Origin of the sequence: Janthinobacterium sp. PC23-8 (assembly GCF_002250505.1) — a bacterium.
Classification (GTDB): domain Bacteria; phylum Pseudomonadota; class Gammaproteobacteria; order Burkholderiales; family Burkholderiaceae_D; genus Janthinobacterium.
The window spans coordinates 247,306-262,717 of sequence record NZ_NJGY01000001.1; the positions used below are offsets into that span (position 1 = coordinate 247,306).

Genomic DNA, 15,412 nt, shown 5'->3' on the forward strand with positions numbered 1-15,412 from the left:
CGCCAGACAGCGTTTATGACACACTACCGGCTCTGCCGGCCCGCTGTCTCCATGGGTCATGGTCATCCTGAACGAGACTTCTTTCCATGCTGCGTGGCCGTCTGCCCTATTCCATTTCCGCTGCGGCCGCACTGACGTTTGCCTGCGGCCTGTCGGTCACCATCGTGCTGTTTGCCGCCATCAGCCAGCTCGAGTACGACAAGATGAGCCTGAGCCTGCAACAGCGCGCCGGCGCGCGCGTGGCCGCCATCGAGCAGGGCCTGGACGACGCGGTCGAAGTGCTGACCATCACCAACCAGCTGTTTTCGGCCATCGTGCCCGTCACCCGCCAGCAGTTCCACGACTTCACCACGCCGCTGCTGCAGCGCCATCCCTTTATCCAGGCCTTCAATTTCCACCGCCGCGTGACGCACGGCGAGCGCGCCGCGCTGGAGGCCCAATTGCGCGCCATCGTGCCCGGCTACCGCATGCTCGAGATGCATGACGGCGCGATGCTGGAAGCGCCAAGGCGTGCCGCCTACCTGGTGGTCGATTACCTCGAACCGATGCAGGGCAACCTGCCCGCCTTTGGCCTGAACGTGCGCCCCGACGGCCTGCTGGCCGACGCGCTCGAGCAGGCGGTGACGGGCAACCTGACGGTGGCGACAGGCCTGCTGAACCTGGCTCAGGGGCCGGAAAAGGGCTTCGTCATCCTGCGCCCCGTGTACCGTCACGGGGTGCCGCTCGCTACCGTCGCGCAGCGCCGCGCAGCCCTGATCGGCGACACAGCCGCCGTCATCCGCGCCAGCGAACTGGTACAAAAAATCCTGTCCGGCGCCGAACTGCTGGCCGACCCGCAGCTCGAAATCAGCGTGTACGCGGGCGCCGCCGCCGAAGCCGCCAAGCGCATCTTCCAGCACGGCGCGGTGGCCGAAGAAGACCCGGCCGCGCTCTGGCCTATCCTTCCGCGCCGGCTGCATTTTGCTTACCACAACCACTACGACAGCGGCTTTGCCGCCGCCGGCCGCTCCTGGCACGTGCGCGTGGCGGCCCATCCGCGCCCCTTCATGGCCGACCACCTGGGCTCATTATTCACCCTGCTCGCGGGCCTGTTGTTCAGCCTGCTGACGGCCGCCTTCGTGCAATCGCTGACGCAGCGCTCGCGCCGCGTGCAACTGCTGGTCGAGCAGCGCACGGTCGCCCTCAAACGCAGCAACGAGCTGCTCAGCGAAGACGTGCGCGCGCGCCAGCGTACCGAACGGGCGCTGCAGGAAAGCGAAAATCGCTTTCGCCGCCTGCTGGCCCTGTCCTCGGACTGGTACTGGGAACAGGATGCGAACTTCCGCTTCACCCATATCACCAGCGGCTTTGCCGACAAATCGAATATGCCGCTCGAGCGCTTTATCGGCGCCACGCGCTGGGAGCACAACGCCGAGATGCGCAATGCGCGCTGGGGCCTGCAGCATATCGCCAACCTGCAGGCCCACCTGCCCTTCTTCCATCTCGAATACGCGATGGAAGACCGCGACGGCAAGCTGCGCTGGTTCAGCATCAATGGCGAACCGTTGTTCGATGACCAGGGCGACTTCAAGGGCTATCGCGGCACCGGTTCCGAAATTACCGAGCGCAAGCTGGCCGAGCAGCAGATCCAGCATATCGCCCACCATGACGTGTTGACGGGCCTGCCCAACCGCGGCTTGCTGCGCGACCGGCTGGCGCAGGCGATGGCGCTGACGCGCCGCAAGCACCGCGCGCTGTGGGTGCTGCTGATCGACCTGGACCGCTTCAAGTTCGTCAACGACAGCCTCGGTCACAAGGCCGGCGACCTGCTGTTGAAAACCATCGCCGCGCGCCTGCAGGCCAGCCTGCGCGACAGCGACACCGTGGCGCGCCTGTCGGGCGACGAATTCGTCGCCATCCTGTGCGAGCAGCCCGGTGAAGTGCTGAGCCAGGCGGTGGTGCAGCGCATCATGGATGCCGTGGCGCAGCCGATGTTGCTCGATGGCAAGGAATTCTTTGTTACCTGCAGCATCGGCGTCGCCGTCTACGACACCACGCAGTTCGACGCGCCCGGCGATATGACCCTCAGCGGCGAGACGCAAAATCTGATCGAGCAGGCCGACATCGCCATGTACAGCGCCAAGAAACAGGGCCGCAACAACATCAAGTTCTATACCAAGGCGATGAACCAGGCCACGCTGGAGCGGCTGCGCATCGAAACGGCGCTGCGCAACGCGCTCGAGCGCGACCAGTTCGTGCTGTACTACCAGCCGCAGCTGGACCTGGAGAGCGGGCGCATCGTCGGCGTCGAAGCGCTGCTGCGCTGGCGCCATCCGGAGCTGGGCATGGTGGCGCCCAACCGCTTTATCGCGCTGGCCGAGGACACCGGCCTGATCGTGCCGATCGGCGCCTGGGTCTTGCGCCAGGCCTGCGCGCAGATGCAAGCCTGGCATGCGGCCGGCCTCGGGCAACTGCGCCTGGCGGTGAACCTGTCGGCGCGCCAGTTCAACGAGCCCAACCTGGTGGCCCTGATCGCCGGCGTGCTGGCCGAAACGGGCCTGGCGCCGGGCTGCCTGGAACTGGAACTGACGGAAAGCCTGTTCATGCACGACGTGGCGCTGGCGGTGGGCCAGCTGCACGACATGAAGGCGCTGGGAGTGCAGTTGTCGATCGACGACTTCGGCACCGGCTACTCCAGCTTCGCCTACCTGCGCACCTTCCCGATCGACGTGCTGAAGATCGACCGCAGCTTTGTCGGCGACGTCGCCAGCGACCTTGATGACGCCGCCATCGTGGTGTCGATCATCGCGCTGGCGCACAACCTGAAGCTGCGCGTGGTGGCCGAAGGCGTGGAGACGGCCGAGCAACTGGACTACCTGCGCCGCCACGGCTGCGACGAAGCACAAGGCTTTTACTTCAGCCACCCGCTGCCGGCGCACGAGGTGGAACTGCTGCTGCGCGGCGCGGCGTGCGTGGAGCGCTAGAGCTTCTGCTGCAAAAACTCCAGGAAGCAGCTGATGCGCTGCGCCAGCTGCGTGTTGCGGTAATAGACGGCGTGGATCTGCTGGCGGTAGCCGGTATAAAACGGCTGCAGCACCTTGACCAGCCGCCCGGCGGCGATGTCGCCCTTCGTCATGAAGTCCGACAGGCAGACGATGCCCTGGTCGCGCAGCGCCAAGTGGCGCAAGGTTTCGCCGCTGGAGGCGGCCAGCGCCGGCACGATCTGCAGGCTGTTGCCGGCTTCGTGGCGCAACGGCCAGTGATTGCCCAGGTCATACTGGGCAAAGCCCAGCAGCGCGTGATGGGCCAGGTCTTCCGGCGTGCTCGGTGCGCCATGGCGCGCCAGGTAGGCCGGCGTGGCCAGCAAATGCAGCGGGCTGGAACTCAAGGCGCGCGCATGCAGGGTGGAGTCGGCCAGCGCGCCGATGCGGATGGCGATATCGGTGCGGTGTTCCAGCAGGTCGGCGATCTGGTCGTTGCTGGTCAGTTCGAGCCGGATCTCGGGGTACATGGCGCGAAACTCGGCCACGTGCGGCACCACGCAGTGCAGCATGAAGGGCGAGGCCGCATCGACGCACAAGCGCCCGGCAGGCTTCTGGCGGCGGATGCGGATCGCTTCTTCCACCTCTTCCATCGACGCCAGGATGGCGCGCGCGCGCGCCAGGAACAACTGCCCTTCTTCCGTCAGTTCCATGCGCCGTGTGGTGCGCGTGAGCAAAGAAGTGGCCAGCTTGTCTTCCAGCCGCGACAAGGCACGGCTCACGCCCGAGGTGGTTTGCCCCAGATGCACCGCGGCGGCACTCAGGGTCCCGCTGTCGATCACGGTGACGAAGATTTTCAGGTCGTCCGAGTGGATGTCCATTGTTGCCCTTGTTTCACAAATCAGGGCATTATAATAGATTGTTGGCAATAGTCAGGCAGGGCGCCAGGCTCACCCTCGACGTCAGGCAACGTAGAACAAAATGGCGACAAAATGGCAGATGCTGCCGGCCAGCACGAACAGATGCCAGATGCCGTGGCCATGGCGCAGCTTGTGGTCGGTGGCGTAAAATCCGATGCCGCCCGTGTAGCACACGCCGCCAGCGGCCAGCCACAGAAAGCCGTTCCACTCGAGCGCCGCCAGCAAGGGCTTCAAGCCGATCACGATCAGCCAGCCCATCAGCACATAGATCACCAGCGACAGGATGCGCGCACCCCTGGCGTACAGGTATTCCTGCACGATACCGATCACGGCCAGAGCCCACACCACGCCAAACAGCGACCAGCCCCACGGTCCGCGCAGGGTCACCAGCATGAAGGGAGTGTAAGTACCTGCTATCAGCAGATAGATGGCGCAATGGTCGAGGCGCTGCAATACCGCCTTGACCCTGGGACTGCGCACGCTGTGATACAGGGAGGAAGTCAGATACAAGGTCAGCAGCATGGCCGCATACACGCCGCAGCTGACGATTTTCCAGACATCCCCAGTGAGCGCCGCCACCACGATCAGCACCACGCCGCCGATGGCGGCCAGCACGGCGCCGACCACGTGGGAGATGCTGTTGAAGCGTTCGCCGGGGTACATGCTCAGGACGAGCTTGCGCAGACGATCAAGCTTCTTCAGCCTTCTTGCGCGCAGGACGACGCGCTGGCGTCTTGCGCGGTGCCTTGGCTGGCTGCTCTGCCACCACTGGCGCTGGTGGCGCTGGTGGCGCCGCCTCGGCCACCGGTTCGGCTTCGACCACCACCTCGACGGCCGCCTTGGCCGGCTTCTTGGCAGCAGCCGCCTTGCGGGCCGGTGTGCGCTTTGCCTTCGGTTGGACTTCCGCAGGCGTTTCGCTCACAGGCTCGACGACCGGCTCCGGCTCCGGCACCAATTCCGCCACCGGCGCAGCGTCGACCACCTCCACCACCGCAGCGCGCGCGTCGCGGTTGTTGCGGCCACCACGGCCATTGCGGCGCGAGCCACGCTTGGCGTTGTTCTCTTCAGTGACGGTCTCGGGTACAAAGTCGATGACGACCGGTGCTTCCTCGGCCGCTTCAATGACGGCGAGCGGCGTTTCCACCTCGGTCTCGGCCACCGGCACAAAGGCCTGCGGCGCGGTGTCATTGCGACGATTGTCATTCTGCTTGCGCCCGCCCCGGCCATTGCGGCGCGAGTCGCGGCGGTTGCCGGGGTTGCCGGGGTTGCCGGGGTTGCCGGGGTTGCCATTCTCGCGGTTGTTCTCTTCCGCCGCGACGACAACTTCTGTTGTCACACTGTCGCTGGCGGTGTCGGCATTGGCCGCAACCGGCGCGGCGGCGGCCACCTGGCTGCTGCTGCGGTAGACATAGGCGCCCGATTTTTCATCGCGGCCAAACTCCAGCAGGCCGCGCGCCTGGGCTTCTTCCAGCAGGTTGCCGAAGGTGCGGAAACCGTAGAACGATTCGCTGAAATCGGGCTTGCGGCGCTTGATCGCCTCTTTCAGCATCGAGGCCCAGATCTTGCCGCTGTCGCCGCGTTCGGACACCAGCGCATCGAAGGTCGCGACGGCCATCTCGATCGCCTCGGTCTTGCGCGACTCGTATTTTTCCTTGCGGCGCACTTCTTCGTCGGGCGAGCGCTTCGGCGCCGGCGTGTCGCGCTCATCGCGCGCGTCGCCGCGCTTGGCGGCCGTGCGGCGGCTTTCGCGTACCAGGTCGTCGTAAAAAATGAATTCGTCGCAGTTGGCCACCAGCAGGTCGGAGGTCGACTGCTTGACACCGACGCCGATCACCTGCTTGGCGTTTTCGCGCAGTTTCGATACCAGCGGCGAGAAGTCGGAGTCGCCGCTGATGATGACGAAAGTGTTCACATGGGCCTTGGTGTAGCACAGGTCGAGCGCATCGACCACCAGGCGGATGTCGGCCGAATTCTTGCCGGACTGGCGCACATGGGGGATCTCGATCAGCTCGAAGTTCGCTTCATGCATGGTGCCTTTGAAGCTTTTGTAGCGGTCCCAGTCGCAATAGGCCTTCTTGACCACGATGCTGCCCTTGAGCAGCAGGCGCTCGAGGATGGGTTTGATGTCGAATTTTTCGTAGTTTGCATCGCGCACGCCGAGCGCGACGTTTTCAAAGTCGCAAAACACGGCCATGCTGAGGTTTTCTGGGGATGACGCCATAGGAATTTGTTCTCAAGTAATGGGTTGGCCTGCCCCGATTATACCGAAGCGGGCAGTCGCAGCAGGCCTGCCTGGGCGGCTGATGCCACCCGTTATTTCCCATAGTATATTCGCCCGCCCCCGTTTTCACGAACTCTTATCGTACTCTTGTCGTACGCGCCCCTACTGGCCGCCCGCCGGCCACACCACCTGGTCATCGACCAGATACAAATGACAGGGCGCGCTGCTGCCCTGCTGGCACGCGTCCAGCGCGCGCACCTCCGGGCTTTCGCCCTCCTCGGCCCAGCCCCAGGCGCCGCTGGACGAGACCGCAAACGCGCGCGGCTGCAGCTTGCCGAGAAAGGCGCGGTAGGCGGCGCGGCCACCGTCGGCCAGGTAGGGCACGGCGCCGATATCGGCGCGGCTGGCAAACCGCGTGGCCGGCAGGTCCAGGCGTTCGGGCAACGCCACCACCGGCGCGGCGGGCATGCCGATGCGGCGCAGGAAGCGCTCGGTGGGCACCAGCCAGACGGCCACGCCGTCGCGGCTGCCCAGGGTCAGGTGCGCGTCGCGCTTGAAGGCGCCGTAGGCGAGCAGCTCGGCCTGGCCGCCGGCCGCCGTATAAGCCTGATGCAGGCGGCGCACCAGCGGCGGCGCGAAATAGCCATCGTTCTGGCCATACAGCCACAAGCCGGGCACCCGGCTGGCCGCACCCAGGGCGGCAAAGGCCTGGCCCAGCGCTGCCTGCCAGTCGCACACGCCGTCATCGAGGCGCAGGCCGCCGGCGAAATTGAGCACGCCGCGCACGCCGGGCAGCACCTGCGTGGCCAGCGACAGCGCCGCCAGGGCGCCATACGACTGGCCGGCGAGGACGATGCGGCTGGCGTCGACCCAGCTCTGGCGCCGCGCATAGGCCAGCGCATCGCCCACGTCGCGCGCCTGGCCGGCGGCATTGGCGGCCATGTCGCAGCCATGGTCGCGGTAGGCGCCCGTCGAGCCGGCATAGCCGGCGCGCATCGGCAGCATCACGGCGTAGCCTCGGCGCACGAATTCGGTCGCCATATAAATAAAGCGTTCGCGCGGCTGTTGCCGTGCCGGCCCGGGCTGCTTGCCGTGATTCATCAGCAGCAGCGGGAACGGCCCGGGGCCGGGTGGCCGGAAGATGGTCGTTTCCAGCCGCTCGCGGCCGCCGTCGCCGGACGGCAGCATGATGATTTCTTCGCGCAGACGCGCCTCGAGCGGCAAGGGCAGCGCGTGGGCGAACAGGGGCAGGCTCAGCAGAAAAGAAAGCGTCAGGCGGCGGGCAGGCGGAAAAATGAGGGACTCCATGGACCAACGGTTGCGTCGAGTCTAGTCCAGAGATTACTCAAAGCAATATAAAAAAATTATCACCGGCAACTTTTTTTGCGGCAGCCATTTACTTCGCCGCAAGGTGAAGTACTTAACACCGTGTCAATCTTGTCTGTTCTATGCTGAAGTTCTCGGCACCACAACCGCCGGTACTTACAAGGAGCATGGAATGCGAAATGCAATGAAACTTATCAGCCTGACCCTGGCATTGGCGTGCAGCGCCTCGATGGCCACCGCGCAAACGGCGACGCATGCCAACGATCAAGGCAAGCCTGGCGTAGCCAGCCCTGCCGCCGACAACTCGGACATGAACGCACGCGACAAGGGTACTGCCAGCCAGACGCCGCAGAAGCAGTCGAACGCCAGGAGCGACCGCACCCTGCTGGCCGAAGCGCGCAAGGCCGTGGTCAAGGACGAGTCGCTGTCCACCACCGCCCATAACGTGAAAATCCTCGTGAAAAACGGCGTGGTCACCCTGCGCGGCCCGGTCAAATCGGCCGAGGAAAAAACCAAAGTTGAAGAACTGATCAAGCCGCTGGCCGGCGTGAACAGCATAGCCAACAAACTCGACATCAAGACCAACTAAGCAAACCCATCAAGGAGATCTACCATGAGCAAGAACGCCGTTTACTGCATCGCCCAGGAACACACCCAGGCCGAAGTCATTGTCAACTCGCTGAAGGACGCCGGCTTTTCGAACAACGACATCTCGGTGCTGTTCCCGGACAAGACCGGCACCCGTGATTTCGCCCATGAGCAGAACACCAAGATGCCCGAAGGCGCGGCCACCGGCGGCGTCGCCGGCATGGGCACCGGCGCCGTGCTGGGCTGGCTGGTGGGCATCGGCTCGCTGGCGATTCCCGGTGTCGGTCCCTTCATCGCGGCCGGTCCGATCATGGCAGCGCTCGGTGGCGCGGCCATCGGCGGCGCAGCTGGCGGGATCGTCGGCGGCCTGGTCGGCATGGGCATTCCGGAACTGGAAGCCAAGCAGTACGACGACAAGGTCCGCAACGGCAATATCCTGATCTCGGTGCACACCGAATCGTCGGACCAGATCAAGGTCGTCAAGGAAATTTTCGAACGCGCCAATGCGCATGACATCAAGTCGACCTCCGAATCGCACGCACCAGGCTGAGCGCAAGCCGGCGCCAGGGCCGGCTTGCGCAGTCTAGAATAGGCGGCATGAACCAATACCTTGCCGCCTTGTCGCTGGTTTGCGCCAGCCTCGCTCCATCGGTGGCGCAGGCCGCCGATTTTTACGTGGCGCCGCAAGGCGACGACCAGGCCGCCGGCAATCAGGCGGCGCCCTGGGCCACGCTGATGCATGCGCAGTCGCAGGCGCGCCCGGGCGACACCGTGTATTTTCGTGGCGGCCGCTACGCCATCACGGCCGGCGTCAACACGTGCGCCAGCCGTACTGCGGTGGTCGACGCCATCCTGATCGACAAGAGCGGCAGTGCCGGCCGGCCGATACGCTACTGGGCGTATCCGGGCGAAAAGCCCGTATTCGACTTCAGCGCCATGAAAGACGATTGCCGGGTCAAGGGTTTGACCGTCAAGGCCAGCTGGGTACACCTGAAGGGGCTGGAAATCACGGGCGCGCCGCAGCAGCCGCAAAATCGCCTCAATCACGAATCATGGGGCGTGTGGATCAACGGCAGCCACGACAGGTTCGAGCAGCTCGACCTGCATCACAATATGGGACCGGGCCTGTTCATCCAGAACGGCAGCCATAACCTGGTGCTCAACAGCGACTCGCACCACAACTATGACCCGTACACCTCGAATGGGGCCGGACAAAGCGCCGACGGCTTCGGCGCCCATGTGAAGGCGAACCAGCCGGGCAATGTGTTTCGCGGCTGCCGCGCCTGGGCCAACAGCGATGACGGCTTCGACCTGATCAACGCCTATTCGCCCGTCACCATCGAATCGTCCTGGGCCTGGCGGCAAGGCTATCTGCCCGGCACCACCACGCCGCTGGCGGCCGGCAATGGCAACGGCATCAAGGCCGGCGGCTATGGCGGCGTGTATGTGCCGAACGGCGTCAAGCACACGGTGCGCTTTTCGGTGGCTTTTCTGAACAAGGCGGCAGGCTTCTATGCCAACCACCATCCGCTGGCGATCGACTTCTTTAACAATACTGCGTTTGGCAACGGCAGCAACTTCGACATGCTCGGCATCGCGCCCGACGGCTCCAGCATCAGTGCCGGCAATCTGCGCAACAACCTCGCCTACAAGGGCCGCCTGATCGTCCATGCCGATGGCCTGGACATGGCGCACAATTCATGGACCTTGCCGGCGCCGGTGAGCGACAGCGATTTCGACGACATCTCCGCCACCGGCTGGGATGCGCCGCGCCAGGCCGACGGCAGCCTGCCGCTGCTGCGCAGCTATCACTTGCGCAGCAGCAGTGCCTTGATCGGCCAGGGCGTCGATGTCGGCCTGCCATTCAAGGGCACGGCGCCGGATCTGGGAGCGTTCAGCGCACCGTGACGAACACCGGATTCGAATAGAACCACAGGCTGCGGTAGTTGCGGTCGTTGATGTCGTTGAAGCGCTGGGTATTGTCGGCGCCGGCGGTGCGCTGGTCGGCCAGCGGTTCGCCGCCCTGGGTCAGGCCGGCCACGTCCAGTCCCAGGTTGGTGCCGCGCAGGCGGTAGTACTGGTTTTTTGAAGCGACGGTGTCATAGCTGATGGTGTAATAGCCGTCCGTGCCCAGCTTCCAGTCGGCGCTGGTGAAGCGCTTGACCACGCGGGTCGAGACGTTGGTCGCCACCGCATACGCCTTTGTACCCTGCGCGGCCTTGGCGCCCACATCGCCGGCAATCAGGTCGATATGGTCGACCACCGGCTTGACGCTGGCCGTCATGCCGCTGTCGACCGGCTTTTCGTAGTTGTTTTTCGCCGGACTTTTGAACCTGATGGTAATGGTCACCTTCTCGCCACTGACCACCTGGAGCTCGCCGCCCATTTCCTTGCGTTCCTTGCTGCCTGCCAGGTTGAAGTCGAGCGCGTTGATCAGGTCACCATAGACCGAAAACATCTTGCCCGAACGCAGGCCCTGCAGCAGGTCTTTCGCGTTGGCGGCACCGGTGGCGCTGTTGAACACATAGTTTTTTGCGTACTCGCCCGGGAAATAGCCGCTGCTGTTGTTGCCGACGATCTTGAAGTGGGTGTCGGAATCGGTCAGGTTCCATACCCGGCGTCCTTCGCCCAGCAAGGCGTCCCATATGCCGCCCACCCTGGCCACCACATAGTCGACGCCGCCATAGGCGCGCAGCGGTGCGTTCTCCGGCGTGTAAGCGGCAGTATAGCCGCCACGGTCCGGCTCCATCTGGTTGCCAACCATGCCTTCGATGGCGAACACGATGTTCGGCGCGATGTCGTTGAAGCGGCGGAAGTCTTCCACCGTGTAGCTGCCCTTGTTGCGCGACGGGTGGTTGATCACCGCATAGCTGGTGTTCGGGTAATTGTCCTTGAGCCAGCTGATGGCCTTGAGCGCATCGTCGCCGGTCTTGTTGTAGCGCGTCTCGCCATATTTGGCCTTCCAGGCCGCGATATCGGCGCTGTCGAACATGGTGGCGTCGCGCGTGGTAAACAGATATTCGAATTCGCGCACGCCACGGGTGCTGACGGCCAGCTTGTCGGCGCCGTCGAAGATGCCGATGCCGATATGGTCATGGGTCGGCATATCCCATTCGAAGCCCGAGAAAATCAGCTTGTCGGCGTAGACGGCGCCCGGCGCCTGCAGCGCGTTCAGGCGCGGCAGTTCGTAGCGTTCGACGCCGGTCGCCATCGGTATCGGCGCAGCCAGCAGATTGCCCTTGTCGTCGCGGGTCGACACGCGCAGGTGATTGGAGACAGCCATCCAGTCCAGCCCGAACGTCGTGAATGCCTTGCCCAGCACCTTGTCCAGGGTCTGGCTGACATCGGCGTCGGCCGACTGCGCGGTATGGGTATGCAGGTCGCCGGCGATCCAGCGGCCTTGGGGGACAGGCGGGACGACAAAGGTATCGTCGCCGCCGCAGGCAACGGCAACGATGCCGATGGCAATCGCGGCAGGGATCATCAGGTAGCGCGGGGACAGGCGTGGGTAAAGCGGCATCATGTTTTCCAAGGGGTGGGTTGAGAGTGCCGGCACGATAGCACCTTCCTGTTACCGTCTGATGACGACCGATGGTGACCACCTGCGGGCCAGATTCGGCACCATTTTAGTGCGCCGCACCATTTCGCTATGCGAACGAATGTTCCAAAAAACGATTGACACGGTGTAGCCGGCTAGGCAAACTGGTCTGCAGGAGCGAGTCAAAATGAACGCCAAGATGAAAAACCTGCAGCCAGCAAGCGATCCCGACATCGTCGTGTTCAGCGACGAGGACGAGGGCAAGGACCGCCAGTTCGTCAACGCGCTGGCGCGTGGCCTGGAAGTGCTGCGCTGCTTTCGTCCCGGCGAAATCCACCTGTCGAACGCCGACATGGCCAGGCGCACGGCGATCCCGAAACCGACCATCTCGCGCCTGACCTATACGCTGACGAAACTGGGCTACCTCAATTATTCCGAGCAGTTGGGCAAGTACCAGCTGGGCGCCGGCGTGCTGGCGCTGGGCTACCGCATGCTGTCGAACCTGGACGTGCGCAAGATGGCGCGCCCGCTGATGGAAGAACTGGCCGAGCATGCGCAGGCGTCGGTGTCGATGGGCACGCGCGACCGTCTCAGCATGGTGTATGTGGAAACCTGCCGCAGCAGCGCCAATGTCACCTTGCGCCTGGACGTCGGTTCGCGCATCCCCCTGATGACGACGGCCATGGGCAAGGCCCTGCTGTGCATCCTGCCGCAGTCCGAACGCGACTACCTGATGGACCATGCGCGCACGCACGACACCGAACGCTGGCCGCGCATCCGCGCCGGCGTCGAACAGGGCTTCAGGGATTACCAGGACCGCGGTTTTTGCATCTCGGCCGGCGAATGGCAGAACGATATCCACGCCGTGGGCGTGCCCATGCCGGGTGCGGACGGCGGGCAGGTAATGGCCTTCAATTGCGGTGGCCCCGCCTTTTTGCTGTCGCGCGAGCAGCTCGAATCGGACCTGGGCCCGCGCCTGGTGGCGCTGGTGAAAACAATCGAATCCAATCTGGGCCGCAGCTGATTTCCACGCCCTGCGCCCGCTATTCAACCTCGAAGGACACCATGATACGCGACGAAGAAACCCTCAATATCTTGCTCGACAGCATCAGCCGCTTCGTGCGCGAAGTGCTGGTGCCGAACGAAAACCTGGTGGCCGAAACCGATACCATCCCGCCGGCCATCGTGGCGCAGATGCGCGAACTGGGCCTGTTCGGCCTGTCGATCCCCGAAGCCTACGGCGGCCTGCAACTGAGCATGGAAGAGGAAGTGCGCGTCGCCTTTGAAATCGCCCACACCTCGCCTGCCTTCCGCTCGCTGATCGGCACCAACAACGGCATCGGTTCGCAGGGCATCGTGATCGACGGCACGGAAGAACAGAAACAATATTATCTGCCCAAGCTGGCGGCCGGCGAGATCATCGGCTCGTTCGCGCTGACGGAAGCGGGCTCCGGTTCCGATGCGGCCTCGCTGCGCACCAGCGCCGTGCGCGATGGCGACTTTTACATCCTCAACGGCAGCAAGCGCTATATTACCAATGCGCCCGAGGCCAGCATCTTCACCGTGATGGCGCGCACCGACCCGGCCAAACGTGGTGCCTCGGCGATTTCCGCGTTTATCGTGGAAAAGGATACGCCGGGCCTGTCCCTGGGCAAGATCGACAGGAAGATGGGCCAGCAAGGCGCGCATACCTGCGACGTGATCTTTGACAACTGCCGCGTGCCGGCGGCCAACATTATCGGCGGCAAGGAAGGCGTGGGCTTCAAGACGGCCATGAAGGTGCTCGACAAGGGCCGTTTGCATATCGCCGCCGTCTGCGTGGGCGCGGCCGAACGCATGCTGGCCGACGCCCTGGCCTATGCGATGCAGCGCCAGCAGTTCGGCCAGCCGATCGCCGAATTTCAATTGATCCAGGCCATGCTGGCCGACAGCAAGGCGGAAATTTATGCAGCGCGCAGCATGGTGCTGGACGCGGCGCGCCGGCGCGACAACAAGCAGGATATTTCGACGGAGGCGTCGTGCTGCAAGCTGTTCGCCTCCGAAATGTGTGGCCGGGTGGCCGACCGCTCGGTGCAGATCCACGGCGGCGCCGGCTATATTTCCGAATACGCGGCCGAGCGCTTCTACCGCGACGTGCGCCTGTTCCGCATCTACGAGGGCACGACGCAGATCCAGCAGATCGTTATCGCCCGCAACATGATCAAGGCAGCACAAAAGTGAAGGACGCCGCGATGGAGGATATCCCCGCCCTGCTGGCCAGCTTGCCGGCGCGCCTGTCGGACATCCCCGAGCGCTGGGCCGCAGACACCCCCGACGCACCGGCGCTGCACGAAGGCCCGCGCCACTGGAGCTACGCCCAGCTGCGGCACAGCGTCGAGGATGCCGCGCGGCGGCTGCGCGAGCTCGATGTGCGTGCCGGCGACCGACTGGTGGTGGTCGGCGAAAACTGCGCGCTGCAGGTGGCCCTGATTTTCGCCGCCGCCCGCATCGACGCCTGGATCGTCAATGTCAATGCGCGCCTGTCGGCGCGCGAGATCGATACCATCGTTGCCCATTCGACGGCGCGGCGGGTGCTGTACCTGCACCACGCATCGCAGGAAACGGCGGCCCATGCGCAGCGCGTGGACAGCATCGCGGTGGCCATCGACGGCATGGGCGAACTGCTGGCCGGCCCCCTGAACCAGGAAGCGGTGGCCGAAGCGACGCAAGCGGACAATGAACAGGTGGCCGCACTGATCTACACCACCGGCACCACCGGCCACCCCAAGGGCGTGATGCTGACGCACCGCAACCTGCTGTTCATCGCCGCCGTTTCGAGCAAACTGCGCGGACTGACGCAGCTTGACCGCGCCTATGGCGTGCTGCCGATCTCGCATGTGTATGGCCTGGCCTCGGTGGCGCTCGGCACCCTGTATGCGGGCGCTGCACTGTTGCTGGTGCCGCGCTTTTCCGTCGAGGGCCTGCTGTCGGCCTTGACGCAAGACGGCATCACCATCGTGCAGGGCGTGCCGGCCATGTACGCCAAGCTGCTGCAAACCCTGGGCGGCGCGGCCACGCCGCTGGCGACGCGCTTGCGCTTTGCCTATGCGGGCGGCTCGCCGCTGGCGCCGTCGCTCAAACACGACGTCGAGCTGCTGCTCGGCACCGCGCTGCATAATGGCTACGGCATGACGGAAAGCTCGCCCACCATCAGCCAGACGCGCCTCGATTCGCCGCGCCACGACGACTCGGTCGGCGCGCCCATTCCCGGCGTGGAAACGCGCATCGTCGACGCCGAAGGCAGCGACGTGGCGGCCGGAGCGCCTGGCGAACTGTGGATACGCGGGCCAAACGTGATGGCCGGTTATTACAAGGAGCCGGAAATGACGGCCGCCACCATGCGCGACGGCGGCTGGCTCAATACGGGCGACATGGCGCGCCAGGGCGACGATGGCGCGCTGTTCATCGTCGGGCGCACCAAGGAACTGATCATCCGTTCCGGCTTCAATGTCTATCCGCTGGAAGTGGAGACGGCCTTGAACGCCCACCCGTCCGTGATCCAGTCAGCGGTGGTTGGCTGCGGCACGGCCGATGGCAATGAAGATGTGGTGGCCTACGTGGAACTCGATCCACGCCAGCCGGCCACCCTGGAAGCCTTGCAGGCTCACCTGGCGCAGACCTTGTCGCCGTACAAATGCCCGTCCGCCATTATCGTGATGGAAGCGCTACCGGCGGCGGCCACCGGCAAGATCCTGAAAGGACGGCTGCGGCAGATGGCGCAGCAGCGGCAGGAGCAGCAGCAGCAATGATTTGCACTGAAAGCCAATACGCCCGACAATCAAACACCAGCGGGCAGCTTGAAACGCACAACAGAGGAGAC

General features: G+C 64.5%; 12 protein-coding genes. 7 read left to right on the forward strand and 5 right to left on the reverse strand.

The genetic code is table 11. The features are described from left to right. Positions 1-86: 86 nt before the first annotated feature. Positions 87-2,963, forward strand: coding sequence for an EAL domain-containing protein (locus CD932_RS01060; protein ID WP_094441023.1), 2,877 nt, complete (start codon positions 87-89; stop codon positions 2,961-2,963). On the opposite strand, the gene CD932_RS01065 is transcribed toward CD932_RS01060, so the two are convergent. The 4 genes from CD932_RS01065 to CD932_RS01080 all read right to left on the reverse strand — a co-directional run bounded on the left by CD932_RS01065 (position 2,960) and on the right by CD932_RS01080 (position 7,409). Beyond that, a complete protein-coding gene (locus CD932_RS01065; protein ID WP_094441024.1) occupies positions 2,960-3,841 on the reverse strand; it encodes a LysR family transcriptional regulator in 882 nt (293 codons plus the stop codon). The genes CD932_RS01060 and CD932_RS01065 overlap by 4 nt on opposite strands. A gap of 81 nt (positions 3,842-3,922) precedes the next feature. Next, the gene (locus tag CD932_RS01070) at positions 3,923-4,543 is read right to left on the reverse strand and encodes a hemolysin III family protein (protein ID WP_094441025.1); all 621 of its coding nucleotides are present in this window, start codon (positions 4,541-4,543) and stop codon (positions 3,923-3,925) included. 25 nt (positions 4,544-4,568) lie between these two features. Beyond that, entirely contained in the window at positions 4,569-6,101 is a 1,533-nt protein-coding gene (locus CD932_RS01075) for an NYN domain-containing protein (protein ID WP_094441026.1), read from the reverse strand. Between the two features lie 162 nt (positions 6,102-6,263). Further along, positions 6,264-7,409 (reverse strand): dienelactone hydrolase family protein, encoded by a 1,146-nt coding sequence (locus CD932_RS01080; RefSeq protein ID WP_094441027.1) that lies wholly within the window; start codon positions 7,407-7,409, stop codon positions 6,264-6,266. Between the two features lie 202 nt (positions 7,410-7,611). Here CD932_RS01080 and CD932_RS01085 point away from each other — a divergent pair, with 202 nt between their 5' ends. From CD932_RS01085 to CD932_RS01095, 3 genes are read left to right on the forward strand one after another with little or no spacing between them, the layout of a single operon-like run. Further along, complete coding sequence (locus tag CD932_RS01085; RefSeq protein ID WP_254926415.1) at positions 7,612-8,016, forward strand: BON domain-containing protein; 405 nt, start codon at positions 7,612-7,614, stop codon at positions 8,014-8,016. Positions 8,017-8,040: 24 nt separating this feature from the next. Continuing rightward, positions 8,041-8,565, forward strand: a complete 525-nt coding sequence (locus tag CD932_RS01090; protein ID WP_094441028.1) for a hypothetical protein — start codon at positions 8,041-8,043, stop codon at positions 8,563-8,565. 47 nt (positions 8,566-8,612) lie between these two features. Next, positions 8,613-9,923: a right-handed parallel beta-helix repeat-containing protein gene (locus CD932_RS01095; RefSeq protein WP_094441029.1), complete on the forward strand. Its 1,311-nt coding sequence runs from the start codon at positions 8,613-8,615 to the stop codon at positions 9,921-9,923. Here CD932_RS01095 and CD932_RS01100 read toward each other — a convergent pair. Continuing rightward, complete coding sequence (locus CD932_RS01100) at positions 9,910-11,538, reverse strand: S-layer protein (RefSeq protein ID WP_369679798.1); 1,629 nt, start codon at positions 11,536-11,538, stop codon at positions 9,910-9,912. The two genes, CD932_RS01095 and CD932_RS01100, sit on opposite strands and share 14 nt — an antisense overlap. A gap of 202 nt (positions 11,539-11,740) precedes the next feature. On the opposite strand from CD932_RS01100, the gene CD932_RS01105 reads away from it, so the two are divergent. Genes CD932_RS01105 through CD932_RS01115 form a run of 3 tightly spaced genes read left to right on the forward strand, consistent with a single transcriptional unit; the run spans position 11,741 to position 15,341 of the window. Beyond that, the gene (locus CD932_RS01105; RefSeq protein WP_254926416.1) at positions 11,741-12,577 is read left to right on the forward strand and encodes an IclR family transcriptional regulator; all 837 of its coding nucleotides are present in this window, start codon (positions 11,741-11,743) and stop codon (positions 12,575-12,577) included. 41 nt (positions 12,578-12,618) lie between these two features. Then, positions 12,619-13,773, forward strand: a complete 1,155-nt coding sequence (locus CD932_RS01110) for an acyl-CoA dehydrogenase family protein (protein WP_094441030.1) — start codon at positions 12,619-12,621, stop codon at positions 13,771-13,773. A gap of 11 nt (positions 13,774-13,784) precedes the next feature. Beyond that, entirely contained in the window at positions 13,785-15,341 is a 1,557-nt protein-coding gene (locus CD932_RS01115; RefSeq protein ID WP_094443376.1) for a class I adenylate-forming enzyme family protein, read from the forward strand. Positions 15,342-15,412 lie beyond the last annotated feature (71 nt).

What these genes read in the sequence shown, in the direction of transcription:
- CD932_RS01060 (WP_094441023.1), top strand. Translation starts at nt 87, where the DNA reads ATGCTGCGTGGCCGTCTGCCCTATTCCATTTCCGCTGCGGCCGCACTG.
- CD932_RS01065 (WP_094441024.1), bottom strand. Translation starts at nt 3,841, where the DNA reads ATGGACATCCACTCGGACGACCTGAAAATCTTCGTCACCGTGATCGAC.
- CD932_RS01070 (WP_094441025.1), bottom strand. Translation starts at nt 4,543, where the DNA reads ATGTACCCCGGCGAACGCTTCAACAGCATCTCCCACGTGGTCGGCGCC.
- CD932_RS01075 (WP_094441026.1), bottom strand. Translation starts at nt 6,101, where the DNA reads ATGGCGTCATCCCCAGAAAACCTCAGCATGGCCGTGTTTTGCGACTTT.
- CD932_RS01080 (WP_094441027.1), bottom strand. Translation starts at nt 7,409, where the DNA reads ATGGAGTCCCTCATTTTTCCGCCTGCCCGCCGCCTGACGCTTTCTTTT.
- CD932_RS01085 (WP_254926415.1), top strand. Translation starts at nt 7,612, where the DNA reads ATGAAACTTATCAGCCTGACCCTGGCATTGGCGTGCAGCGCCTCGATG.
- CD932_RS01090 (WP_094441028.1), top strand. Translation starts at nt 8,041, where the DNA reads ATGAGCAAGAACGCCGTTTACTGCATCGCCCAGGAACACACCCAGGCC.
- CD932_RS01095 (WP_094441029.1), top strand. Translation starts at nt 8,613, where the DNA reads ATGAACCAATACCTTGCCGCCTTGTCGCTGGTTTGCGCCAGCCTCGCT.
- CD932_RS01100 (WP_369679798.1), bottom strand. Translation starts at nt 11,538, where the DNA reads ATGATGCCGCTTTACCCACGCCTGTCCCCGCGCTACCTGATGATCCCT.
- CD932_RS01105 (WP_254926416.1), top strand. Translation starts at nt 11,741, where the DNA reads ATGAACGCCAAGATGAAAAACCTGCAGCCAGCAAGCGATCCCGACATC.
- CD932_RS01110 (WP_094441030.1), top strand. Translation starts at nt 12,619, where the DNA reads ATGATACGCGACGAAGAAACCCTCAATATCTTGCTCGACAGCATCAGC.
- CD932_RS01115 (WP_094443376.1), top strand. Translation starts at nt 13,785, where the DNA reads ATGGAGGATATCCCCGCCCTGCTGGCCAGCTTGCCGGCGCGCCTGTCG.